The 21,786-nt window shown below is 61.0% G+C and carries 21 protein-coding genes; 8 read left to right on the top strand and 13 right to left on the bottom strand.

The features are described 5' to 3' along the window. Positions 1-81 precede the first annotated feature (81 nt). From QOM08_RS26645 to QOM08_RS26630, 4 genes are all read right to left on the bottom strand, one after another. Complete coding sequence (locus QOM08_RS26645; RefSeq protein ID WP_316912313.1) at positions 82-1,284, bottom strand: MFS transporter; 1,203 nt, start codon at positions 1,282-1,284, stop codon at positions 82-84. Next, positions 1,277-2,230 (bottom strand): diiron oxygenase, encoded by a 954-nt coding sequence (locus tag QOM08_RS26640; protein WP_316912312.1) that lies wholly within the window; start codon positions 2,228-2,230, stop codon positions 1,277-1,279. Before QOM08_RS26640 ends, QOM08_RS26645 begins: the two co-directional genes overlap by 8 nt. Then, positions 2,227-3,309, bottom strand: a complete 1,083-nt coding sequence (locus QOM08_RS26635) for a SagB family peptide dehydrogenase (protein WP_316912311.1) — start codon at positions 3,307-3,309, stop codon at positions 2,227-2,229. Before QOM08_RS26635 ends, QOM08_RS26640 begins: the two co-directional genes overlap by 4 nt. A gap of 405 nt (positions 3,310-3,714) precedes the next feature. Then, complete coding sequence (locus QOM08_RS26630; RefSeq protein ID WP_047226035.1) at positions 3,715-4,911, bottom strand: class I SAM-dependent rRNA methyltransferase; 1,197 nt, start codon at positions 4,909-4,911, stop codon at positions 3,715-3,717. Positions 4,912-5,110: 199 nt separating this feature from the next. Between QOM08_RS26630 and QOM08_RS26625 the strand changes: the two genes are divergently transcribed. From QOM08_RS26625 to QOM08_RS26615, 3 genes are all read left to right on the top strand, one after another. Then, positions 5,111-5,926 carry an HDOD domain-containing protein gene (locus tag QOM08_RS26625; protein ID WP_171061309.1) on the top strand — a complete coding sequence of 272 codons (816 nt, stop codon included), beginning with the start codon at positions 5,111-5,113 and terminating at the stop codon, positions 5,924-5,926. A 45-nt stretch (positions 5,927-5,971) separates the two neighbouring features. Then, positions 5,972-6,784: a bifunctional DNA-formamidopyrimidine glycosylase/DNA-(apurinic or apyrimidinic site) lyase gene (gene mutM / locus QOM08_RS26620; RefSeq protein ID WP_047226033.1), complete on the top strand. Its 813-nt coding sequence runs from the start codon at positions 5,972-5,974 to the stop codon at positions 6,782-6,784. A gap of 62 nt (positions 6,785-6,846) precedes the next feature. Beyond that, positions 6,847-7,164, top strand: coding sequence for a hypothetical protein (locus tag QOM08_RS26615; RefSeq protein WP_047226032.1), 318 nt, complete (start codon positions 6,847-6,849; stop codon positions 7,162-7,164). A 148-nt stretch (positions 7,165-7,312) separates the two neighbouring features. Here QOM08_RS26615 and QOM08_RS26610 read toward each other — a convergent pair whose 3' ends face one another. The 5 genes from QOM08_RS26610 to QOM08_RS26590 form a co-directional block, all read right to left on the bottom strand. Beyond that, positions 7,313-7,564: a YfhL family 4Fe-4S dicluster ferredoxin gene (locus tag QOM08_RS26610; protein ID WP_047226031.1), complete on the bottom strand. Its 252-nt coding sequence runs from the start codon at positions 7,562-7,564 to the stop codon at positions 7,313-7,315. A 136-nt stretch (positions 7,565-7,700) separates the two neighbouring features. After that, positions 7,701-8,180: a pantetheine-phosphate adenylyltransferase gene (gene coaD / locus QOM08_RS26605; protein ID WP_007897855.1), complete on the bottom strand. Its 480-nt coding sequence runs from the start codon at positions 8,178-8,180 to the stop codon at positions 7,701-7,703. A 115-nt stretch (positions 8,181-8,295) separates the two neighbouring features. Continuing rightward, a complete protein-coding gene (locus tag QOM08_RS26600; protein WP_316912310.1) occupies positions 8,296-9,891 on the bottom strand; it encodes a GMC family oxidoreductase in 1,596 nt (531 codons plus the stop codon). A gap of 146 nt (positions 9,892-10,037) precedes the next feature. Then, complete coding sequence (locus QOM08_RS26595) at positions 10,038-10,583, bottom strand: twin-arginine translocation pathway signal protein (RefSeq protein ID WP_316912309.1); 546 nt, start codon at positions 10,581-10,583, stop codon at positions 10,038-10,040. Between the two features lie 27 nt (positions 10,584-10,610). Next, entirely contained in the window at positions 10,611-12,041 is a 1,431-nt protein-coding gene (locus tag QOM08_RS26590; protein WP_316912308.1) for a coniferyl aldehyde dehydrogenase, read from the bottom strand. 148 nt (positions 12,042-12,189) lie between these two features. Here QOM08_RS26590 and QOM08_RS26585 point away from each other — a divergent pair, with 148 nt between their 5' ends. Together QOM08_RS26585 and QOM08_RS26580 are read left to right on the top strand one after the other, a co-directional pair. Beyond that, complete coding sequence (locus tag QOM08_RS26585; RefSeq protein WP_047226027.1) at positions 12,190-12,861, top strand: TetR/AcrR family transcriptional regulator; 672 nt, start codon at positions 12,190-12,192, stop codon at positions 12,859-12,861. Between the two features lie 33 nt (positions 12,862-12,894). Then, positions 12,895-13,749, top strand: a complete 855-nt coding sequence (locus tag QOM08_RS26580) for a sulfurtransferase (protein ID WP_274090482.1) — start codon at positions 12,895-12,897, stop codon at positions 13,747-13,749. A 39-nt stretch (positions 13,750-13,788) separates the two neighbouring features. Here QOM08_RS26580 and QOM08_RS26575 read toward each other — a convergent pair whose 3' ends face one another. The 4 genes from QOM08_RS26575 to QOM08_RS26560 are packed head-to-tail and all read right to left on the bottom strand — an operon-like array spanning position 13,789 to position 18,269. Further along, positions 13,789-14,790, bottom strand: a complete 1,002-nt coding sequence (locus tag QOM08_RS26575) for a hydrolase (protein ID WP_316912307.1) — start codon at positions 14,788-14,790, stop codon at positions 13,789-13,791. Positions 14,791-14,819: 29 nt separating this feature from the next. Next, positions 14,820-15,431, bottom strand: a complete 612-nt coding sequence (rsmD, locus tag QOM08_RS26570) for a 16S rRNA (guanine(966)-N(2))-methyltransferase RsmD (protein ID WP_047226025.1) — start codon at positions 15,429-15,431, stop codon at positions 14,820-14,822. Continuing rightward, entirely contained in the window at positions 15,431-16,921 is a 1,491-nt protein-coding gene (locus QOM08_RS26565) for a M16 family metallopeptidase (RefSeq protein ID WP_188251409.1), read from the bottom strand. The genes rsmD and QOM08_RS26565 overlap by 1 nt, the downstream gene beginning before the upstream one ends. Beyond that, positions 16,914-18,269, bottom strand: coding sequence for a M16 family metallopeptidase (locus QOM08_RS26560; RefSeq protein WP_047226023.1), 1,356 nt, complete (start codon positions 18,267-18,269; stop codon positions 16,914-16,916). The genes QOM08_RS26565 and QOM08_RS26560 overlap by 8 nt, the downstream gene beginning before the upstream one ends. A gap of 342 nt (positions 18,270-18,611) precedes the next feature. On the opposite strand from QOM08_RS26560, the gene ftsY reads away from it, so the two are divergent. From ftsY to ftsX, 3 genes are read left to right on the top strand one after another with little or no spacing between them, the layout of a single operon-like run. Continuing rightward, positions 18,612-20,054 (top strand): signal recognition particle-docking protein FtsY, encoded by a 1,443-nt coding sequence (ftsY, locus tag QOM08_RS26555; protein WP_316912306.1) that lies wholly within the window; start codon positions 18,612-18,614, stop codon positions 20,052-20,054. Beyond that, positions 20,051-20,722: a cell division ATP-binding protein FtsE gene (ftsE, locus tag QOM08_RS26550; protein ID WP_024778908.1), complete on the top strand. Its 672-nt coding sequence runs from the start codon at positions 20,051-20,053 to the stop codon at positions 20,720-20,722. Before ftsY ends, ftsE begins: the two co-directional genes overlap by 4 nt. Next, positions 20,719-21,741, top strand: a complete 1,023-nt coding sequence (gene ftsX, locus QOM08_RS26545) for a permease-like cell division protein FtsX (protein WP_047226021.1) — start codon at positions 20,719-20,721, stop codon at positions 21,739-21,741. Before ftsE ends, ftsX begins: the two co-directional genes overlap by 4 nt. The last annotated feature ends 45 nt before the right edge of the window (positions 21,742-21,786 follow it).

Raw genomic sequence — 21,786 nt, 5'->3', positions numbered from 1 at the left:
TACACCCCTGGCGTCAGGATGAAATGACGCAAAGCGCTGATCGGGTGCCAATGTCGTGCTCGGGATGACGACTGGCGATGTTCAACCCGTCAACAGCGTCCTGTGACGATGCCGAAGCAGACCATTGAGTGCCAGCCCCAGGAGGCTGAGCAACATCAGGCATAGAGCCAGGGTGGTTTGCAGGTCCAGCGGAGTGAGGCTGAGCGCAGCGCTGGTCAAACCGCCGACAATGAAGATCAGCACGCTGCCCGCCGAGGCCGATGTACCGGCTTGCTCGGGGAAGATATTCATTGCCCGGGTGTGGGCGGCCGCACGAGCAATGGTCGTTCCGGCGGTGCACACGATCATGGGCAGCAGCAGCGTGGTGACCGACAAGCCCAGATGGCTGGAGAGCCCAAGCATCAACACTCCCGCCGTCAGGATCAGGCACAGCCCCGTGAGGATTTGCGTCTGTGGGTCGATCCGGTTGCTCAGCACGGTCGCGACCGCTCCACCGCCGATATAGGCCAGCCCGTAGCCCAGCAACGTCAGCGAAAATGCCTGCGGCGACAGTTGTAACTGGTCAATGAAAACCAGCGGTGAGATGACGATGAACGAGAAATGGCAGGAAAAAGCCAATGCTGACGTCAGCCAGTAGGCCATGAAGTTGAAGTCACTGCATACCGTCCGGTAGGACGCAATGAAGTCCGGGCGCCTGGGTTGGCTATCCGCTGGCAAAGGCTTGAGTAGAAGACTGGCGCTCAAGAACACACTGACAGCCAGGGCAATGAATACCAGGAAGCTGCCGCGCCAGCCCATCCAGCTTTGCAGTCCGGTGCCGGCCAAGGGTGAAACGGAAATGAAAATGCCACCGCAGGTGACCAGGAAAATCCGTAATCGCTGCTGCTCCTGGCCTGTAAACAGGTCCTGGATCAGTGCCTGAGAGAGCACGAAACAACCGCATCCCACGGCTTGGATGACCCGGAAAAGCAGGAAGGACCAGTAGTCATTGGCAACCACGCACCCGGTCGCGCCAACGGCCGAGACGATGATCCCGATCAGCAGCAGGTTCTTCCGTCCCATGGCGTCGGAAAGCGGGCCGACCAGCAGTTGGGACATTGCGATCCCCACTGCGAACAGGCTGACAGACAGGGCGATATCGGGCGATGGACGCTCAAAGTGTGCGGACAGCGCCGGAAACGAAGGCAGCACCACATCGATGGGGAATACGCCGAGCAAGGTCAGCATCAACAATAAGCCGACAGTGGCCGCTTTGCGTGTGGCGAGCTCATGAGTGTCAGCCATCGATAAACCTCGCCTGGAAGAACATCTGCCGATTGGGGTCGTCATCGAAGAAACCTGCCTGCTGCATGGCCGTGAAGGTCGAGACTGCTCCCGAGCGAACTCGCTGGGCGTGAGCGTCCGGTTGCAGGAGGTTTGCAACGATCTTCAACGCGTCCTGTTCGTCAAAGCCGACGCTGGCGAGGCTGCGCGTTAACCAAGGGATGTCGGGCTCGAAGTAAAGGCCGATGATGTCCAGCAGCAGCCTTGCGGCCAGAGCACGCTGGTCAGGGGCCAGGGCGGACCACAGATACTGGAACACCTCGCTGAAATAGCGACTATGGCGTGCCTCGTCCTCGAGATGATTCCTGAGCATCTGGTAAACCGTGGAGACCAAGGTCTCGCGGGTAATGGCCAGCAGCTCCTTGGCGATGATCGTTTCGGAAACGAACCCCAGCAGAAACCACGCCAGAGGGCGATCCGGGGGGCTTGTGGCTTCGATCACGCCCAGCAGGCGGTCGATGCGCCTGGGGAGCGAGCGGTCGCGGATGTCGTACAGGGCGACGATCTGTTCGGCCACTTCATTGGAAAACAGTGCGTGGTAACCCTCGTCGGTGTAGAGCTGCAGGGCGGCGGTTTTCATCTGGCTGGGGATGGGTACGCTCAGTTCGCCATGGACGATGGTTTCCACTGCGCGATTGACCACTCGGTGTTCGAGTAAGGTGGTGTAGTCGAGGAAGTACACCAGGTGATTGGCCGCCAGGCGTTGGGCAATGGCGCGTCCCGCCTTATTGATCAGCGGATGTTCGATATAGGGTATGAAGGCTGGCGCAAACCAGTCGCGACTGGCGAGTTGATGCTCCAGATCGTCGGGTAGGCGGTAGTGGTTTTTGCGCACGCGCACCGCAGCTTTTTTATCCCAGTCGCCCAAGGTGTAGCGCGGCCTCTGAGTGAAGGTCGGGTCGCTCATGATGCAGAGTCCTGGCCATTGACCAGCGCCATCAGCGCCTGGCAGTGGACCTGCCCATCGCCATGACCGCAGCCGACAAAAAACAACGGCTGTTCGGGAGTGTCTTCAAGGTCAAGCAGCCGTTCTACCTGACGGTCGCTCAATGCCCCGGTCAGCCAGGTCTTGAGGCCTAGCGCAGTCGCCACCATCAAAAAGGTCTGGGACACGTGGCCCGTTTCGACAAACGCCATTCGATAGGCGCGCGAGTGTTCGTACTTCCACCAGAGCTTGTCGAAGCGCGAAGTGATGAATAGCCCGAATGGCAACGGATTGATGAAGTGCTGTCCGGCTAACAATTGCCCCAGCGGTTCATCCGGAAGTGACCGGATCAGGCTCAAGGCATGTTCGGCCGGATGGTAGGCGTAGATTCCCGGCTCCAGCCCGGCCACGTGACGCACGTACAGGTAACCTTCGCAGGCATTCAGGCCGCCGCCCGAGGGGCTACTGCGTCGCGCGCCCAGCGTTTCGGGATGACCGGTCTCGTGAGCCAAAGGGCGCTCGTTCAGGTAACCCAGGGTCAGGTAGAGGAGGGTGCTGACCTGCTCGATTGAAATGGCTTGTTCGCTGAATGAGCGAGAGGTGCTTCGACTGACAAGCGTCTGCCCCAGCGAAACGTCCTCGATGTCGACCAGGGAGCAGGGCGTCAAGGCAATCCGGTCAACCGGGCACGGTTTTATGCGGCAGGCCGGCGGCGGTGATGATAGAACCTCTTGGCAATGCTGCAGGTACAGGGTTGCCCATTCCTCGACATTTTGGGGAACACTTTCGCAAGGAATATTTTTTGTGCCGATATGAAATATTCTGGATAACTCGTCCCATCGCCATTCGAGGGCTTCTTTGGGTTCTGCAGTCAATATGCCGGCATTCAGGAATTCAATGTCGATGGGGTTGCAAGTGTCGAAGTGTGAAGGGTTGTGAATAAGTTGTGCCAGTCGCGTTGAATAATGCAGATCGAGCTCGAACTGAGTGTGCTGCTCATAGTTCCATACAATCTGGTGCGGCGGGCGCGCAAGTATGAAAACACACGGATTTATATGCATTAAGGTTTTCCGCTGAGGGGGCGAGCATGGATGGGCTGAGGCGCCGGCACTCCTCAGCTCCACCCTTTACTTACTTAGCGGCCTGTTGGAACAATCAGGCCGGCCAGGTTTGCGATCTTGTTAGCTTCCAGATTGATTGCTTTCATGATACAGCTCCTTTTTTGAATAAGAGGTTTGAATAAATGTTGTTTTTTTCGAGGGTCATCACTTGCGAAGTGACAGTTCAATCATAGTTTTTAATGAGTGCTTGGCAAGCAGATATTGAGTAGGAAAGTTCCAGTAATAATGTGGGATGACTCATACAAAAAGTTATTTTGTAGGCTTTTGCTTAAGCGCTCGGTAACTTTTCACACGTGCAAAAAAAAACGCAGCCAGGGCTGCGTTTAATAAGGGTCAGCAAATGATTCAGCTGTTGGGCAGCAACCGGCAGGTGATGCTCTTGATGTAGCGGGTCTCGGCGATGGCTGGGTGTACCGGATGGTCCGGTCCCTGGCCCCCGCGTTCGAGCAGCTGGATGTTGCGGTCCAGGTGCCGGGCGCTGGTCAGCAGGATGTTTTGCAGGTCGTCTTCGGGCAGGTGCATCGAGCACGAAGCGCTGACCAGGATGCCATCCTTGCTGAGCAGGCGCATGGCCTGTTCGTTGAGGCGGCGATAGGCGCCTTCACCATTTTTCAGGTCTTTCTTGCGCTTGATGAACGCTGGCGGGTCGGCAACGATGACGTCGAAACGCTCTTCACTGGCCTTGAGTTCTTTCAGGGCTTCGAACACGTCGCCTTCAATGCAGGTCAGCTTTTCGGCAAAGCCATTCAACGCCGCGTTGCGCTCTACGCCATCGAGGGCGAAGGCCGAGGCGTCGACGCAGAATACTTCGCTGGCACCGAACGCCGCGGCCTGCACGCCCCAACCGCCGATGTAGCTGAACAGATCCAGTACGCGCTTGCCCTTGGCATACGGCGCCAGGCGTGCGCGGTTCATGCGGTGGTCGTAGAACCAGCCGGTTTTCTGACCTGCCATGACTGGAGCTTCGAACTTCACGCCGTTCTCTTCCAGGGCGACCCACTCCGGTACGAGGCCGAACACGGTCTCGACGTAGCGGTTCAGGCCTTCGGCATCGCGGGCGGCGGAATCGTTCTTGAACAGGATGCCGCTGGGCTTGAGCACCTGGGTCAGGGCGGCGATCACGTCGTCCTTGTGGGCTTCCATGGTGGCCGAGGCGATCTGCACCACCAGGATGTCGCCGAAACGGTCGACTACAAGGCCAGGCAGCAGGTCGGAGTCGCCATAGACCAGGCGATAGAACGGCTTGTCGAACAAGCGCTCACGCAACGACAGCGCCACGTTGAGACGATGCACCAGCAGGGATTTGTCCAGCGGCAGCTTCACGTCACGGGACAGCAGGCGGGCGCAGATCAGGTTGTTGGGGCTCATCGCGACGATGCCCAACGGCTTGCCGCCAGCGGCTTCGAGGATGGCCTGGTCGCCGGCCTTGAAGCCGTGCAGCGGGGTAGCGGCTACATCGATTTCGTTGCTGTAGACCCACAGATGGCCGGCGCGCAGGCGACGGTCGGCGTTGGCTTTGAGGCGCAGGCTGGGCAGGGACATGACGTCGCTCCGGAAAAAAGAGCGGGAGTATAGCGTGTTGCGGCCTGTGCGGGGCTTGTGATGGACATGTGGCGCGATTTGCCCGACGGTGTATCGGATCCATCTTTAAGGGTTAGAATCGCCGCCTGACCCAGAGTGTATGCCCATGTCCCAAGAGCTTTCCGCCGAACAGATCCAACAGTCCCTGCAAGGCATCAGTGTGCCGCCCCAGCCGCAGATCATGGTGGATCTGCAGATGGAGCAGTACATGCCTGATCCGGACCTGGAGACCATTGCCAAGCTGATCTCCCATGACCCGGGCCTCTCGGGTGCCTTGCTCAAGATCGTCAATTCGCCGTACTACGGCCTGCGCAACAAGATCACTTCGATCCAGCGCGCGGTGAACCTGCTGGGCAGCCGTTCGATCATCAACCTGATCAACGCGCAGTCGATCAAGGGCGAGCTGCACGATGATGCCATCGTCACCCTCAATCGCTTCTGGGATACGGCCCAGGACGTGGCGATGACCTGCCTGACCCTGGCCAAGCGCGTCGGTCTGGAAAACGGTGATGAAGCCTACGCCTTGGGGCTGTTCCATGATTGCGGCGTGCCGTTGATGCTCAAGCAGTTCCCCAACTACATGAGTGTGCTGGAGCAGGCCTACGCCAATGCCAGCGCCGAGTGCCGGGTGGTGGACACCGAGAACCGCGAATTCAACACCAACCATGCGGTGGTCGGGTACTACACTTCCAAATCCTGGCGCCTGCCGGACCATGTCAGTCAGGCCATCGCCAACCATCACAACGCCCTGGCGATTTTCAGCGATGAGACGTCACGCAACAACAGTCAGCTGAAAAACCTGCTGGCGATCCTGAAGATGTCCGAAAACATCTGCTCATCGCACCGGGTCCTGGGCAATCAGCCGGTCGATCATGAGTGGGCCTGTGTCGGCGCTCTGGTGCTCGATTACATCGGTTTGTCGGAATACGATTTCCAGACCCAGAAGCAGGAAATTCGCGACCTCGCCACGCGCTAAGCATCGAAAACCAGCACCAGGCCTTCGCCTTATTCGAGAACCCCCATGCCAGAACTGCCGGAAGTCGAAACCACCCGCCGCGGAATTGCTCCCCACCTGGAAGGGCAGCGTGTCAGCCGTGTGGTCGTACGCGACCGGCGCTTGCGCTGGCCGATCCCCGAAGACCTTGATGTGCGACTGTCGGGTCAGCGGATCGTGCTGGTGGAGCGGCGGGCCAAGTACCTGCTGATCAACGCCGAAGTCGGCACCTTGATCAGCCACTTGGGCATGTCCGGTAACCTGCGCTTGGTGGAAGTCGGCATGCCTGCCGCCAAACATGAGCATGTGGACATCGAACTGGAATCCGGCCTGGCCTTGCGCTACACCGACCCGCGCCGCTTCGGGGCGATGCTCTGGAGCCTCGACCCGCTCAACCACGAATTGCTGATTCGCCTCGGGCCGGAACCGTTGACCGATCTATTCGATGGCGAGCGTCTGTTCCAGCTTTCCCGAGGACGCTCCATGGCGGTCAAGCCGTTCATCATGGATAACGCGGTGGTGGTGGGGGTGGGCAATATCTATGCGACCGAAGCGCTGTTCGCCGCCGGGATCGACCCACGCCGCGAAGCCGGGGGCATTTCCCGGGCGCGCTATCTGAAACTGGCGATCGAGATCAAACGCATCCTTGCCCATGCCATCGAGCGCGGCGGTACGACGCTACGTGATTTCATCGGGGGAGACGGCCAGCCGGGTTACTTCCAGCAGGAACTCTTCGTGTATGGCCGGGGCGGCGAGTCATGTAAGGTCTGCGGTACGGGGCTGCGGGAGATTCGCCTGGGCCAGCGCGCCAGCGTCTGGTGCCCACGCTGTCAGAGCTGATCCGTCCTGCGGTCTATAGTCCTATAGTCAGTTGTCACACTGCCTAGCCGAAGGATCGCCCGATGAATCTGCTCCGACCTGTCGTTCTCGCGCTGCTGTTGTGTCTCGGTTTGCCTGCCCAGGCGAACAGCGGCAGCGGCGACCCGCGCTACACCATCCAGAATCCGCCGGCCTACGCCATGATCGGCGACCTGCTGATCGCCCGTCCGCTGCTGCTCGCCGCCACCGTGATCGGTGCCGGGGCATTTGTGGTGTCGTTACCCTTTACGGCGTTGGGCGGTGGCGTCGGCGATGCGGGGAAGGCGTTGGTGGTGGACCCGGCGAAGGCGACGTTTGTGCGGTGCCTGGGGTGTGTTGGGGAGGGGTTTGAGCAGGAGTGATGTCGCTGTGGCTGCTGGCCTCATCGCGAGCAGGCTCGCTCCCACAAGGGATTTTGCTTAAGACATGAATGGTGTCGCGACCACAGAACCCTGTGGGAGCGAGCCTGCTCGCGATGAGGCCGGCACAGGCCCTACAAAACTACCTGGCTCAAACCTTGCCAGTAATCTTGCGATATTTCGCCATCAACTGTTCTTCCGTTTCCGGATGGGCCTCGTCCAGCGGAATGCAATCTACCGGGCAGACCTGTTGGCACTGAGGTTCGTCGTAATGGCCGACGCACTGGGTGCACAGGTTCGGGTCGATGACGTAGATCTCTTCGCCTTGGGAGATGGCCTCGTTCGGGCACTCGGGTTCGCAGACGTCGCAATTGATGCAGTCGTCGGTGATGATCAGGGACATGCAGGCTCCTGCCGGGGCGTTGGGCCCGGGCATCTGAAAAACGTATGTGCGCAATTGTGCCGCATTGGCGAGCGCAGTGCACGCGGGCGCGATGGACTGCGCTGTGTTGGCTGCGAAGTGGACCGCAGCCAGCGGGTTATTTCTTGAAGCGCAGGGTCAACGCATCGGCCACGGCCGGGTGGACGAACTTGGTGATATCGCCGCCCAACGCCGCAATTTCCCGCACCAGGGTCGAGGAAATGAAGGAGTAGCGCTCCGACGGCGTCAGGAACAGGCTCTCGACGTCCGGCGCCAACTGGCGGTTCATGTTGGCCAGTTGGAACTCGTATTCGAAGTCCGAGACCGCACGCAGGCCACGCAGGAACACATTGGCGTTCTTTTCCTTGGCAAAGTGCGCCAGCAGCGTCGAGAAGCCGACCACTTCCACATTGGGCAGATGTTTGGTGACCTCGCGGGCCAGCTCCACACGTTGCTCCAGCGGGAACAGCGGGTTTTTCTTCGGGCTGGCGGCGACGGCGATGATCACATGGTCGAACAGGCGCGAGGCGCGTTCGACCAGATCGCCATGGCCCTTGGTAATAGGGTCGAAGGTACCTGGGTACAACACTCGGTTCATCGCGTCGTCCTGGCGGGTGTCCGTTGGGGAGTCGGATGGTATCGCAGCCTACTCGGTCGGCCAAGTCGGCTGTAAGGTAAGTAAGCACTATAGACAGTGCGAATAATCCGCCAACTCATGGGTTTTTCAAGCGATCGGCCAGGGATGTGGCCAATTGTGCCGTCAGCCCATACACCGATAATTGCGGATTGGCGCCAATGCTGGTGGGGAACAGCGAGCCGTCATGGATGGAAAGATTACTCAATTGATGATGTCGCCCAAGGCTGTCGGTGACGGCGCTTTTCGGATCTTCGCCCATGGCGCAACCACCCATCACATGGGCGCTGCCCAGGCGCGTGCGGTACAAGGTCAGGTCCAGGTCGTCGATCAGCGTACGGGCCTGGGCCAGGGTTTTCACGTAACGGGCGTCGCTGTGCATCGGCATGACCGCCCTGGCGCCGCCGGCAAACTGAATCTCGGCCATGCTGTGAAACGCCCGGCGCAAACCGTCCCAGGCGTAGGGTGACACCGCGTAGTCGAGCACAGGTGTGCCGTCGCTGCGCAACTGAACGTTGCCGCCGCTGCTGTCGGGGTGAAAACCATCGCGCAACAGCGCCAGCATGGCGTGGGTGTGGGGCAGTTGCGCCATATGCTCGGCGTTCTCGCTGCCAAACCCGCCCAGTAGCGCGGCGGCGAGGGCCGGGTGCAGGGGCGGAACTTCCAGTTTGTAGGACATCTTGCCGGTGGCGCCGTCCTGCCACTGGAAATGATCTGAATAAATCGATTGTGGTGCGCCGTAGAACGGATTGATCACCTCGTCGAATTGCCCGGCCGACATGTTCACCAGGTGCAGGAAGGTGCGTTTACCCAGGCGTCCGTGCGGGTCGGGCGCTTCGGAGCGCAACAGCAAGGCCGGACTGTTGATGCTGCCGCCGGCCAGTACGTAGTGCCGCGCCTTGACCGTGACGTGCCGTCCTGTCGGTGCCACACAACGTTCGTCCATGGCCAGGCATTCGAGGCCGACAACCGCAGCGTTTTTGATCATCAGCCGTTCGGCCCGTGCCAGGTAAAGCAGCGCGCCGCCCTTGTCCAGCGTGGCCGGAATGGTGGTGACCAGCATCGACTGCTTGGCGTTGGTCGGGCAGCCCATGCCGCAATAACCCAGGTTCCAGCAACCGCGCACATTGCGCGGGATGACGTGCCAGCTATAGCCCAGTTGTTCACAGCCTTTGCGGATCACGTCGTTGTTGGCATTGGGCGGAACCGACCAGGGTGCTACTCCCAGGCGCTGTTCCATTTTTTCGAACCAGGGCGCCATTTCCTCGGGGCTGTGGCCCTTGACGTTGTGCTCGGTGGCCCAGTGATCCAGGGTCTGATCGGGCGTGCGGAAACAGGAGGTCCAGTTGATCAATGTCGTGCCACCCACCGCGCGACCCTGAAGAATGGTGATGGCGCCGTCCTTGCTCATGCGTCCGAGGCCTTCCTGGTAAAGGCTGGTGTAGGCCTGGTCCTCGAGCAGCTTGAAGTCATGGCTGGTCTTGAGGGGACCCTCCTCGATCAACACCACCTTGTAGCCGGCGGCGCTGAGGATTTCTGCCGTGGTGCCCCCGCCGGCGCCGGTGCCGATGATCGCAACGTCCGCTTCCAGGGTCAGGTCCTGGGTCAACTGCGCACCGTTGTAGGTGGTCCAGCCGCGGGCAAGACCTTCGCGGAAGGGGTCGAGTACGGGCATGTTGGTGCTCTCTTATGGTTATGAGTATGTGATGCCCCCCTGTGGGAGCGAGCCTGCTCGCGATGGCGTCGGATCAGCTGCATCTGTATTGACTGACATACCGCCATCGCGAGCAGGCTCGCTCCCACAGGGTTTGGATGTGACTGTTAAACCGTTGGCGGTCCCGGGTATCCACAGTGCGCCCAGGCCTCGGCCCGGCTGTACCACGCCATCATGACCATTTGCAGCAACGAGCTGTGCCCCTGGCGAAGCAGGTCCAGCGAGCTGTTTTCCCACCGACCGAGAAATTTCTGGATGTCATCGACGCTGGCGTTTTCCCACGAGCCCCAGATTCCGGTCAGTGGCCCACGGGTAACGCCCAGCGTGAGCACGTCGAATAACTGGTGCGTGAGCTTGAGCATGGATGGGGACAGATGAGCCAGGGTGGTGTCCAGGCTTTGCAAGGTCGCTTCAGCGGCGCCAGGAAGCTTTTCAGCGACCAAGGAGCCGTCCAGCATTACGGGAATGACGGCGCGCAAAAACGGCAGGTCGTTGTCACGCAAGGCTACAAAACCGCTGGCCGAGCGGCTGGGGCCGCAACCGCTCAGGCTGGCACCCAGCCCGACGGTGACCAGGAAGGCGCTGGCGCCGAGGCTGAACTGCAACAGGCCGCGTCGTGAGAGGGCAGGTGTATCGGTCAGGCTTGGATTCATTATTGTTATTACCCGCAAAGACTGCTGCTAACGGACAAACAACTTCTGGATCAGTTTCTGGAGGGGCTTGCCGTAAGGTGGATAAATCAGCTTCGCCGCGTTGAACCGCTGTTTGCTCAGCACGCCCTTGGCCTTGCTGAACGTCAGGAAGCCTTCGTGACCGTGGTAGTGCCCCATCCCCGAGGCGCCAATGCCGCCGAAGGGCAGGTCGTCCTGGGCGACGTGCAGCAGCGTATCGTTCAGGCAAACGCCACCGGAATGGGTCTCGTTGAGCACGCGATGATGTTCCGCCTTGTTGTAGCCAAAGTAGTAGAGCGCCAGCGGGCGAGGCCGCTGATTGATGTAGGCAAATGCCTGGTCCAGGTCCTGATAAGGCACGATGGGCAGCAGCGGGCCGAAGATTTCGTCCTGCATGACGGTCATGTCATCGCTGACGTTGAGCAACAGGCTGTGGGCCATGCGTCGCCCCTGACCTCGATCGAACAACTCGATCAGCAATGCGCCCTTGCTGGTGGCATCGCTTATGTAGCCGTTGAGTCGCGCCAATTGTCGTTCGTTGATGATCGCGGTGTAGTCCGGATTGTCAGTCAGGGTCGGATAAAACCCGCGAACCGCTTCGCGATACGCTTCAACGAATTCGCCGACACGGTTCTGCGGCACCAGTACGTAGTCTGGCGCGACACAGGTTTGTCCGGCATTCAGGGTTTTGCCGAATGCAATGCGCTCGGCGGCGTGTTTGACGGGCACGTCCGCGGATACGATGGCGGGCGATTTGCCTCCCAGTTCGAGCGTGACCGGGGTCAGGTTCTCGGCGGCGGCGCGCATCACGTGCTTGCCAATGCTGGTGGCGCCGGTGAACAGCAAGTGGTCGAAGGGCAACCTGGAAAACGCCATGCCGACCTCAGCCTCGCCGAGCACCACGCACACCAGATCCTGAGGGAAAATGCGCGCCAGCAGTTGTTTGAGCAGCAACCCGGTGGCAGGGGTCGATTCGCTCAGCTTGAGCATCACCCTGTTACCCGCCGACAATGCCCCCACCAGCGGCCCGATAGCCAGGAACAGCGGGTAGTTCCAAGGCACGATGACCCCGACCACGCCCAGCGGTTGGTACACCACTTTGGCTGACGCCGGCTGGAAGGCCACGCCTACCTTGCGCCGGGAAGGTTTCATCCAGCCCTTGAGGTGTCGGCTGGCGTAATGGATGCCGTGCAGGCTCGGCATGAGCTCGGCCAGCAGCGTTTCGTCCGCGCTGCGGTGGCTGAAGTCCTGGCTGATAGCGTCGATCAGTGCTTGTCGCTCGTTGCTCAGTAACTCGCGCAACGCCTTGAGCCATTGCCGCCGCTGCTCGGCAGGTGGCATGGGGTGGGCGGCAAAGGCCTGGCGCTGGGTGTCGAAAAGCGCTTGCAGTTCGCCCAGGTGCTGTTGAGATTCGCGCAGGTAAGCAACGTCGGCAGGCATGGGCGGGCACCGATAGTATTAGAGTGAGTGTTTTCTAGAGCTTGTGCTCTAAAAAGTCAACCGACATCCGTGACGCCTTTGGGTTTGTCCCGTGACCGATAGGTCGTAAGATGCCGTTCAATGCTTTCGTCGAATTAAAGCTCAAGCCATGGCCATACGAATAAAAACCAGCGAGCGCATCGTGCAGAACAGCCTTGAGCTGTTCAATCAGCAGGGTGAGCGCAGCGTCAGCACCAACCATATCGCCGCCCACATGGACATGTCCCCGGGCAATCTCTACTACCACTTCCCCAACAAGCAGGCGATCATCGCCGTATTGTTCAGTGAATACGAAAACCTGGTGGACAGTTTCCTGCGTCCGCCCCAAGGCCGTGCGGCTACTGTCGAGGACAAGCGCTTCTATCTGCAGGAGTTGCTCTCGGCGATGTGGCGCTACCGCTTCCTGCACCGAGACCTGGAGCACCTGCTCGACAGCGACCCGGACCTTGCCGCGCGCTATCGTCGGTTTTCCCAGCGTAGTCTGATTCACGGCACCGCTATCTACGAGGGCTTTGTGGCCGCCGGTATCCTGAAAATGGACCGGGTGCAAATCGAGTCTCTCACCCTCAATGCCTGGATCATCCTCACGTCCTGGGTCCGTTTCCTCTGCACCACACGGGAAAATTCCAACCATTTGAGCGAGCAGGCCATCAAGCGTGGGGTCTATCAAGTGCTGGTGCTGGAGGCCGGTTTCGTGACTGAGCAGGCCCGCGAAGCGGTGGATGCGCTGTTCAAGGAGTTCTATGTCCCCCTGGCCCAGACCCTGGAAGAAGGGGCGTAAGATTCAAATTCGATCGAGCCACAGGAGCCCGTTATGCCCATTGCGCAACTCATCAGTCCTCAAGCCCTGGAACACAGGCGGTCGCAGCCCGGACTGGTGATCCTCGATTGTCGTTTTGCCCTGGAGGACTCGGACTACGGCCAGCGCAGTTACGCCGAAGGCCATATTGCCGGGGCATCCTTCGCTGACCTCGAACGGGACCTGAGTGGGCCGGTCACCAAAGGCGTGACCGGCCGCCATCCGCTGCCGGAGCCTGAGGCCCTGATGAAGCGTTTGCGGGCCTGGGGGATCGGCAACGACAGTGACATCGTTTTGTACGATGACGGCCCTGGCGCCTATGCCGCCCGGGCCTGGTGGTTGCTGGCCTGGCTGGGTAAGCGCGATGGCGTTTATATCCTCGATGGCGGGCTCAAGGCTTGGCATGCCGCCGGCTTGCCCTTGAGTCTCGATCCAGCGGTCAACGGTCCCGGGACCTTCAGTGGTTCGCCGGACGCGACCCTGTTGCTCAGTGCCGAGGCGCTTGAGCAGCGTCTTGGTGAGCCGGACATGACCTTGCTCGATGCCCGGGCGTTGCCGCGTTTCAAGGGTGAGGTCGAGCCGATCGATCCGGTGGCCGGACATATTCCGGGCGCGCAGTGCGCAGCGTTCACCGAGAACCTGGGTGCTGATGGGCGCTTCCTGCCAGTCGACCAGCTCAAGCAGCGCTTTGCCGAGAAATTGGGAGGACGCTCGCCGACGGAACTGGTGGCCTATTGCGGCTCTGGCGTGACGGCATGCCATAACCTGTTTGCCTTGTGCCTGGCGGGGTATCCGTTGGGGAGGTTGTACGCCGGTTCATGGAGTGAGTGGATCACCGATCCCCAAAGGCAAGTGGCGGTCGGTGACTGAACGCAGGCCCCGCAGGAGATCGCAGCCTTGTTGCGCTCCTCAGCTCCTACAGGACAGGCCCGCCAGCCAACCGGGGATTCGCCGCTCCAGATAATACCCTGGGCGGCGCAAGCTCCCGTCGACAAAGCCCACATGCCCGCCTTGTGCATGCAGTTCAAGCTGGGTAGAGGCGGACAGCTCGCCAGGTTCGGGCACGCTGTGGGGGAATACGAAAGGATCGTCGCAGGCCTGGATGACCAGGGTCGGCGTGCTGATCTCGCCCAGAAAGTAGCGACTGGAGGCGCGGCGGTAATAGTCCGCCGCGTCAGAGAAGCCGTGCAGCGGCGCCGTCACCCGTCCATCGAAGTCCCAGAAGGTGCGCATGTTTTCCAGGGAGCCCAGCGCTGTGAGGGTCGCCAGACCCTCGTGGCGTCCGTCGTGCTGGAACTGGCGTTGCTTGTTGCGCACGTAGGCCACCATCTCGCGCATGAAATGGGCCTGATAAAACCTGGAAAATCCCTGTCCGATGCGATCGGCACACTGGTCGAGGCGAAACGGTACCGACACCGCGACCGCTCCTTGCAACTGACTGTCGCCGCCCGTTTCCCCCAGGTGCTTGAGCAGCACGTTGCCGCCCAGTGAATAGCCCACCGCAAACAGCGGTGCCAAGGGGCGGCGGGCCCGCAGATGGGCGATGGCGGCGGCCAAGTCTTCGCTGGCCCCCGAGTGATAGCTGCGGGGCAACAGGTTCGGCTCTCCCGAGCAACCGCGCCAGTTCAACGCCACGCTGGCCCAGCCCTGATTGCCAAGAGCCTGTTGCAGGCCGGCCACGTAGGGCGAGTTGGATGAACCGGTCAGCCCGTGAAGCACCAGCACCAGTGGCGCGTCGACTCGGTGGGGGCCATGCCAGTCGAGATCGAGAAAGTCGCCGTCTTCCAGCCACAGGCGCTCACGTTCCCGAGCGATGTGGATGGTCTTGCGCCACAGCGGTCCCCACAAGGTTTGCAAGTGCGGGTTGCCAAGGCCCAGGGCCGGGACGAAGTGTTCAGATGCAGCAGACACGATCATTTCTCGATGCACTGGCCAGCCGTTCAGCCAACGGCCTCGGCCACACGTTGCCACAACGCGTAATACACCCGTCCGGATTTCTGTTCACGATGCAGGCGCCAGTTGCCCGGCAACCCCAATGTGGACGGGGCGGCTTCGCTTTCAGTGTAGACCCAGGCATCGTCGGCCAGCCAATGACGTTCTTCGAGCAGGGTGCAAACGGCCGGCAGCAGGTTCTGATTGAAAGGCGGGTCGAGGAACACCAAGTCGAAAGGCGTCGCTGGCTGGCTGTCCAGATAGCGCAGCGCGTCGGCGGTCTGCACCTGACCGACGGTGCAGCGCAGTGTGCCCAGGTGCTCTTTCAGGCTGGAGACCGCCAGGCTGCTGGCGTCCAGCGCCTGCCCCATGGCGGCGCCACGAGACAACGCCTCAAGAAACAATGCACCGCTGCCGGCAAACGGGTCGAGTACCCGAGCGCCGGCCACGTAGGGCGCGAGCCAATTGAACAGGGTTTCGCGTACCCGGTCCGGGGTTGGGCGCAGGCCCGGCGCGTCGGGGAAGCTCAAGCGCCGGCTGCGCCATTGGCCGCCGATGATGCGCAACTGATTCACACCGTTATGCACGGGTTTCTTGCTGGAATTGGATGGGCGGGCCATTAGTGCTCCGGAACCCCGAGCGGTTGCTCGGCAGGTTTTTCAGTGGGTGCCGGCAGCGGCTTTTGCGGCACGGTCGGACCGGCGGTGACGATGACCATTTTATCCGTGCTCAGGTGTTTGTTCAGCGCGGCCTTGACCTGTTCGACGGTCAGTTCCTGGGACTGACGCATGAAGTCTTCCAGGTAGCTGAGCGGCAAGTCATAGAAACCCATGGCCCCGAGCTGGCCGACGATGTCTTCGTTGCTGGCGGTGGACAGCGGGAAACTGCCGGCCAGCTCGCGCTTGGCGTCATCGAGCTCTTTTTGGGTTGGGCCGTTCTTCAGGTAATCGGCGAAAACCTCCTGCACCAGTTTCAGCGTGCCTTCGCTCATTTCGGCGCGGGTCTGCAGGTTGATCATGAACGGGCCACGGGCCTGCATCGGCGAGAAGCCGGAATACACGCCGTAGGTCAAACCACGCTTTTCCCGGACTTCGGTCATCAGTCGCGTGCCGAAACCACCACCGCCGAGGATCTGGTTGCCCAGGGACACGGCCGCATAGTCCGGGTCGTCCCGGTCGATGCCCAGTTGCGCGAGCATCAGGTTGGTCTGCTTGGACGGGAACTCGATGTGACCGATGCTCGCCTTCGGTTCAACCGGTTGCACGGTCTTTGCCAGCGCCGGGCCCTTCGGCAGTGCGGCGGACACCTGACTGGCAATCGCTTCGGCTTCGGCGCGGGACAGGTCCCCCACCAAGGCAATCACCGCGTTGCCGGAGGCGTAGGCCCTGGTGTGGAAAGCCTGGACCTGGGCCAGCGTGATCGCAGGAATGCTTTGCGCGGTGCCGTCACTGGAATGGGCATACGGATGATCACCGTACAGACGCTTCATCAGTTCCAGCCCCGCCAGTTTGCCGGGGTTCTGCTTCTGGTACTCGAAACCTGCCAGCAGCTGATTCTTGATGCGCGCAAAGGAGTCGGCGGGGAAGGTCGGTTTGCCAACGACGTCGGCGAACAGCTTCAGCGCCGGCTCGCGCTTGTCCACCGCACTGAGACTGCGCAGTGACGCCAGGGCCATGTCCCGCAAGGCACCGTTGCCGAAGTCGGCGCCGAGGCTTTCGAACCCTTGGGCAATGGCGCTGACATCCTTGCCCGCTACGCCCTCATTGAGCATGGCGTTGGTCAACAGCGCCAGGCCGGGTGTATCGCCGTCCTGGCTGCTGCCGGCGGCGAATGTCAGGCGCAGGTCGAACATGGGCAATTCCCGGGCTTCGACGAACAACACTTTGGCGCCGTCAGCGGTTGTCCAGGTTTGTACGTCGAGCTGGCGACGGCTGGGTGCCTTGCCGTCAAGTTCGGCCAAAGATTGCAGCTTGTTGCTGGCCTTGGCTTTGTCCAGCGCCTGGCTGGCGTTGGTGTCATTGGATGGCGACAGGTAAAAGGCCAAGGCGCCGATCAGGGCGATCAACACCACACCGATCAGCACCAGACGCGATGATTTGCGCTCACTCATGAGCTTTCTCCTCGGGCAGGACGTGCGCGACGCTCAGGCGCGAGCGGGTGAAATACAGCTGGGCTGCCTTCTGGATATCTTGCGGGGTCACGCTTTGCAGTTCGGCGAGTTCGGTGTCCATCAGTTTCCAGGACAAACCGACCGTTTCCAGTTGGCCGATGGCGGTGGCCTGGCTGGTGATCGAATCGCGCTCGTACACCAGCCCAGCGATGACCTGAGCGCGGACGCGCTCCAGTTCCTCGGCGGTCGGGGCAGTGGTTTTCAACTGTTCGAGCAAGCGCCACAGACCGGCCTCGGCTTGGGCCATTGTCTTGTTTTTCTGGGTGTTGGGCGTGGCCGACAAGGTGAACAGCGTGTCGCCACGGGTATAAGCGTCGTAGCTCGACGAACCGCCGGACACCAGCTCTTCGCCGCGTTCCAGCTGGGTCGGGATCCGCCCGCTGTAGCCGCCATCCAGCAAGGCCGAGATCAGCCGCAGGGCATTGACCGAGCGTTTGTCGGTCGCGGTGGCGATGCTCGGTACGTTGAAGGCCAGCATCAGGCTTGGCAGTTGGGTCTGCACATGCAGGGTAATCTGCCGCTCGCCAGGTTCGGCCAGTTCCAAGGGGATCTTCGCTGGCGGTACGTCGCGCCGGGCAACCGGACCAAAGTAACGCTGGGCCAGCGTCTTGACCTCGTCGGGCGTGACGTCGCCGACCACCACCAGGGTCGCGTTGTTCGGCGCGTACCAGGATTCGTACCAGTGGCGCAGTTCCTCGACTTTCATCCGCTCCAGGTCGGCCATCCAGCCGATGGTCGGCGTGTGGTAGCCGCTGGCCGGGTAAGCCATGGCCTTGAAGCGCTCATAGGCCTTGGACATCGGCTTGTCGTCGGTGCGCATGCGGCGCTCTTCCTTGATCACCTCGATCTCGCGGCTGAACTCCTCCGGCGGCAGGCGCAGGCTGGCCATGCGGTCGGCTTCCAGTTCGAAGGCAACGCCCAGGCGATCGCGGGCCAGCACCTGGTAGTAAGCGGTGAAGTCATCGCTGGTGAAAGCGTTTTCTTCGGCGCCAAGGTCGCGCAGGATCAGCGAAGCTTCGCCGGGGCCGACTTTCGAGCTGCCCTTGAACATCATGTGTTCCAGCGCGTGGGACAAACCGGTCTGGCCCGGGGTTTCATAACTGGAGCCAACCTTGTACCAGACCTGGGACACCACCACTGGTGCGCGATGATCTTCGCGCACCACGACCTTCAGGCCGTTGTCGAGGGTAAATTCATGGGTGGGTTGTGGATCGGCAGCCAAGGCTGAAAAAGGCAGACAAACTGTGCTGAGCAGCAGGCCTGCAGCACGGCGGGCAAGAGCATTCATTCGTGTTTAAACCTGTTGGGCTGCCCGCTAGGTCTTAGCGTCGGCGGGCGAGAGGGTGCTAGGATACTGATCCGTTTTACTGGCGGCCACGCCTATCGGGCCTTTTCTCGGTCCGGGGTTGTTTGGGTTCTCGGAAGAAGCCCTGGGTTTGTTCGTTGATCCCAGCGTTTTCGCCGATGATGCCCTGCCAGTCCTTCGAAAAAATCGACCTTGAGGTGTCCTGGGGACAACTCGACAAAATGTTGCGCGTGAACAAGCTGGGTGAAACGCAGTCTGTTCAGCATCGAATATTTATCACCGAGGCGCCCTGGGCGCGTCGCTACCGTGAGATAGCCGTCCTCCATGTTTGGTTCCAACGACGACAAGAAGACCCCAGCTGCGGCTGGCGAGAAAAAAGGCCTGTTCGGATGGCTGCGCAAGAAGCCGCAGGAAACTGTCGTCGAACAGCCGCAACCGCTGCCTGAGCCCGATGCCGAGGCGGTGGCCGAACAAGCTGCCCCGATTGTCCTGCCGATTGCCGAGCCGGTATTGCAACCGGCCGAGCCCGAGCCGGGGTCGAGCGCTGAACCGGTGGCCGAGCAACCGCTGACCCCACCCGAAGGGCAAACCCCCTGGCTGACCTTGCCCGTGGCGGAAGAGCCGGTAGCGTTGGTGGAGGACGCGCAGGCGTCGCATATCGCCCCGCCGATTCCGGCACTGACCCCATCTGTCGCGGCCCCGGCCGTGGAGCCGATCGTCGAAGTGCCAGCGCCTGCCATCATGCCTGTCGCTGCCCCTGCTGCCCCTGAACCGGAGCCTGTTGCAGTTGAATTGCCAGCTCTCGCAGAGCCCGCGCCTGCCGCCGAAGAGAACAAGGTCGGCTTCTTCGCCCGCCTCAAGCAAGGCCTGTCCAAGACCAGCGCCAGCATCGGCGAAGGCATGGCCAGCCTGTTCCTGGGCAAGAAAGTCATCGACGACGAATTGCTGGAAGACATCGAAACGCGCTTGCTGACCGCCGATGTCGGCGTCGAGGCGACGTCGGTGATCATCCAGAGCCTGACTCAAAAGGTGGCGCGCAAGCAGCTCACCGACGCCGACGCTTTGTACAAGTCTTTGCAGGGCGAGTTGACCAACATGCTCAAACCGGTGGAACAGCCGCTGGTGATTGCCTCGCAGAACAAGCCGTTCGTGATCCTGGTAGTGGGCGTCAACGGCGCCGGCAAGACCACGACCATCGGCAAACTGGCGAAGAAGCTGCAGTTGGAGGGCAAGAAAGTCATGCTCGCCGCCGGCGACACCTTTCGCGCCGCCGCGGTCGAACAACTGCAAGTGTGGGGCGAGCGCAACAAGATTCCGGTAATCGCCCAGCACACCGGCGCCGACTCCGCTTCAGTGATTTTCGACGCCGTGCAGGCCGCCAAGGCCCGTGGCATCGATGTGCTGATTGCCGACACGGCCGGTCGCCTGCACACCAAAGACAACCTGATGGAAGAGCTGAAGAAGGTTCGCCGGGTGATCGGCAAGCTCGATGCCGACGCACCCCATGAGGTGCTGTTGGTGCTGGACGCCGGCACCGGCCAGAACGCCATCAACCAGGCCAAGCAGTTCAACCAGACCGTCCAACTGACCGGACTGGCCCTGACCAAGCTCGACGGGACCGCCAAGGGCGGGGTGATTTTCGCCCTGGCCAAGCAGTTCGGCCTGCCGATTCGCTACATCGGCGTGGGTGAAGGCATCGACGATCTGCGCACCTTTGAAGCCGAGCCCTTTGTCCAGGCACTGTTTGCCGAGCGGGAGCACTCATGATTCGTTTCGAACAGGTCGGTAAACGCTATCCGAACGGTCACGTCGGCTTGCATGAGCTGAGCTTTCGGGTCCGTCGTGGCGAGTTTCTGTTTGTCACCGGCCATTCCGGCGCTGGTAAAAGTACCTTGCTGCGCCTGCTGCTGGCGATGGAACGGCCCACCACCGGCAAACTGCTGCTGGCCGGCCAGGACCTGAGCACCATCAGTAATGCCCAGATCCCTTACTTGCGTCGGCAGATCGGCGTGGTGTTCCAGAATCACCAGTTGCTGTTCGATCGCACGGTGTTCAACAACGTGGCGTTGCCCTTGCAGATCCTTGGCCTGTCCAAGGCCGAGATCAACAAGCGCGTGGATTCGGCCCTGGAGCGTGTGGCGCTGTCGGACAAGACCGATCTGTACCCCGGCGACCTGTCCACCGGCCAGCAACAGCGCGTGGGCATCGCCCGCGCCATCGTTCATCGCCCGGCCTTGCTGTTGGCGGACGAACCTACCGGTAACCTGGACCCGCGTCTGGCGGCGGAAATCATGGGCGTATTCGAAGACATCAATCGCTTGGGCACCAGCGTGCTGATTGCCAGTCACGACTTGGCCCTGATCGCGCGCATGCGTCACCGCATGCTCACCTTGCAACGCGGTCGACTGATCGGTGACGGGGAGGCTGGCGTATGAGTGCGACCCGCAGCCCCAAGGTGGCCGAGCGCGTGGCTCCGAAAGCCTCCGATCCGCAGCCGCCAAAGAAGAAGCGCGACGATGACGACGGCCCGGATTTCGCGACACTGTTTCACGCCTGGGTCGAAAGCCATCGCGCCAGCCTGCTGGACAGCCTCAAGCGTCTGGGCAAGCAGCCGATCGGCAGCTTTTTTACCTGCATGGTGATGGCGGTGGCCCTGAGTTTGCCCATGGGCCTGTCATTATTGCTAAGTAATGTGGAGCGCCTGGGTGGCTCCTGGCAGCGTGCCGCGCAGATTTCCCTGTATTTGCAGCTGGAAGCGAGCCCTGCCGAAGGCCAGGCGTTGCGCGAGCAGATCAAGGCCATGCCGGGCGTGGCCGACGCCGAATACATTGGTCGCGAGCAGGCGCTGGAAGAATTCCAGCAGCAGTCCGGCCTGGGCGATGCCCTCAAGGAACTGCCGGAAAACCCGCTGCCGGGAGTGGTACTGGTGACACCCGACGAAGTCGACAAGCCGACCCTTGAAGCATTAAGACAAAGACTTTCCGAGTTGCCGAAGGTACAACAGGCGCAACTTGATCTAGTCTGGGTCGAGCGTCTTGCGGCGATCCTCAAGCTCGGCGACCGATTTGTCTTCGGTCTGACGGTGCTTCTGGTTTCTGCATTACTTTTGGTGATAGGCAATACCATTCGTCTTCATATTGAAAACCGCCGCACCGAGATAGAAGTGATTAAACTCGTCGGCGGTACGGACAGTTATGTACGCAGGCCCTTCCTTTATATGGGGGCGCTGTATGGCTTCGGTGCGGGGATTCTGTCCTGGGGCGTATTGGCGTTTGGCCTGGACTGGCTGAATGACGCGGTAGTGGGGCTGGCCGGTTTGTACGGCAGTGATTTTTCCCTGGCCGGAGTGCCAGCCGCCGACGGTCTGTCGCTCTTGCTTGGCGCGGTGCTGTTGGGTTATATCGGTGCATGGATTGCGGTAGCACGCCACTTGCGTGAGCTTGCTCCAAAATAGTGTTTTTTTGCGCGTATTGACCTTTCGGTTTTTGTGGGAACTTGT

The organism is Pseudomonas sp. P105 (assembly GCF_032614175.1).
GTDB classification, from domain to species: Bacteria; Pseudomonadota; Gammaproteobacteria; order Pseudomonadales; family Pseudomonadaceae; genus Aquipseudomonas; species Aquipseudomonas rhizophila.
The sequence above is the reverse complement of the archived record's forward strand: the minus strand, read 5'-3'. Positions and strand labels throughout refer to the sequence as shown.

What these genes read in the sequence shown, in the direction of transcription:
- ftsE (WP_024778908.1), top strand. Translation starts at nt 20,051, where the DNA reads ATGATTCGTTTCGAACAGGTCGGTAAACGCTATCCGAACGGTCACGTC.
- QOM08_RS26595 (WP_316912309.1), bottom strand. Translation starts at nt 10,583, where the DNA reads ATGAATCCAAGCCTGACCGATACACCTGCCCTCTCACGACGCGGCCTG.
- QOM08_RS26565 (WP_188251409.1), bottom strand. Translation starts at nt 16,921, where the DNA reads ATGAGTGAGCGCAAATCATCGCGTCTGGTGCTGATCGGTGTGGTGTTG.
- QOM08_RS26560 (WP_047226023.1), bottom strand. Translation starts at nt 18,269, where the DNA reads ATGAATGCTCTTGCCCGCCGTGCTGCAGGCCTGCTGCTCAGCACAGTT.
- QOM08_RS26615 (WP_047226032.1), top strand. Translation starts at nt 6,847, where the DNA reads ATGAATCTGCTCCGACCTGTCGTTCTCGCGCTGCTGTTGTGTCTCGGT.
- QOM08_RS26580 (WP_274090482.1), top strand. Translation starts at nt 12,895, where the DNA reads ATGCCCATTGCGCAACTCATCAGTCCTCAAGCCCTGGAACACAGGCGG.
- ftsX (WP_047226021.1), top strand. Translation starts at nt 20,719, where the DNA reads ATGAGTGCGACCCGCAGCCCCAAGGTGGCCGAGCGCGTGGCTCCGAAA.
- QOM08_RS26610 (WP_047226031.1), bottom strand. Translation starts at nt 7,564, where the DNA reads ATGTCCCTGATCATCACCGACGACTGCATCAATTGCGACGTCTGCGAA.
- QOM08_RS26635 (WP_316912311.1), bottom strand. Translation starts at nt 3,309, where the DNA reads ATGCATATAAATCCGTGTGTTTTCATACTTGCGCGCCCGCCGCACCAG.
- QOM08_RS26640 (WP_316912312.1), bottom strand. Translation starts at nt 2,230, where the DNA reads ATGAGCGACCCGACCTTCACTCAGAGGCCGCGCTACACCTTGGGCGAC.
- QOM08_RS26600 (WP_316912310.1), bottom strand. Translation starts at nt 9,891, where the DNA reads ATGCCCGTACTCGACCCCTTCCGCGAAGGTCTTGCCCGCGGCTGGACC.
- mutM (WP_047226033.1), top strand. Translation starts at nt 5,972, where the DNA reads ATGCCAGAACTGCCGGAAGTCGAAACCACCCGCCGCGGAATTGCTCCC.
- ftsY (WP_316912306.1), top strand. Translation starts at nt 18,612, where the DNA reads ATGTTTGGTTCCAACGACGACAAGAAGACCCCAGCTGCGGCTGGCGAG.
- QOM08_RS26630 (WP_047226035.1), bottom strand. Translation starts at nt 4,911, where the DNA reads ATGTCCCTGCCCAGCCTGCGCCTCAAAGCCAACGCCGACCGTCGCCTG.
- QOM08_RS26590 (WP_316912308.1), bottom strand. Translation starts at nt 12,041, where the DNA reads ATGCCTGCCGACGTTGCTTACCTGCGCGAATCTCAACAGCACCTGGGC.
- QOM08_RS26585 (WP_047226027.1), top strand. Translation starts at nt 12,190, where the DNA reads ATGGCCATACGAATAAAAACCAGCGAGCGCATCGTGCAGAACAGCCTT.
- QOM08_RS26645 (WP_316912313.1), bottom strand. Translation starts at nt 1,284, where the DNA reads ATGGCTGACACTCATGAGCTCGCCACACGCAAAGCGGCCACTGTCGGC.
- rsmD (WP_047226025.1), bottom strand. Translation starts at nt 15,431, where the DNA reads ATGGCCCGCCCATCCAATTCCAGCAAGAAACCCGTGCATAACGGTGTG.
- coaD (WP_007897855.1), bottom strand. Translation starts at nt 8,180, where the DNA reads ATGAACCGAGTGTTGTACCCAGGTACCTTCGACCCTATTACCAAGGGC.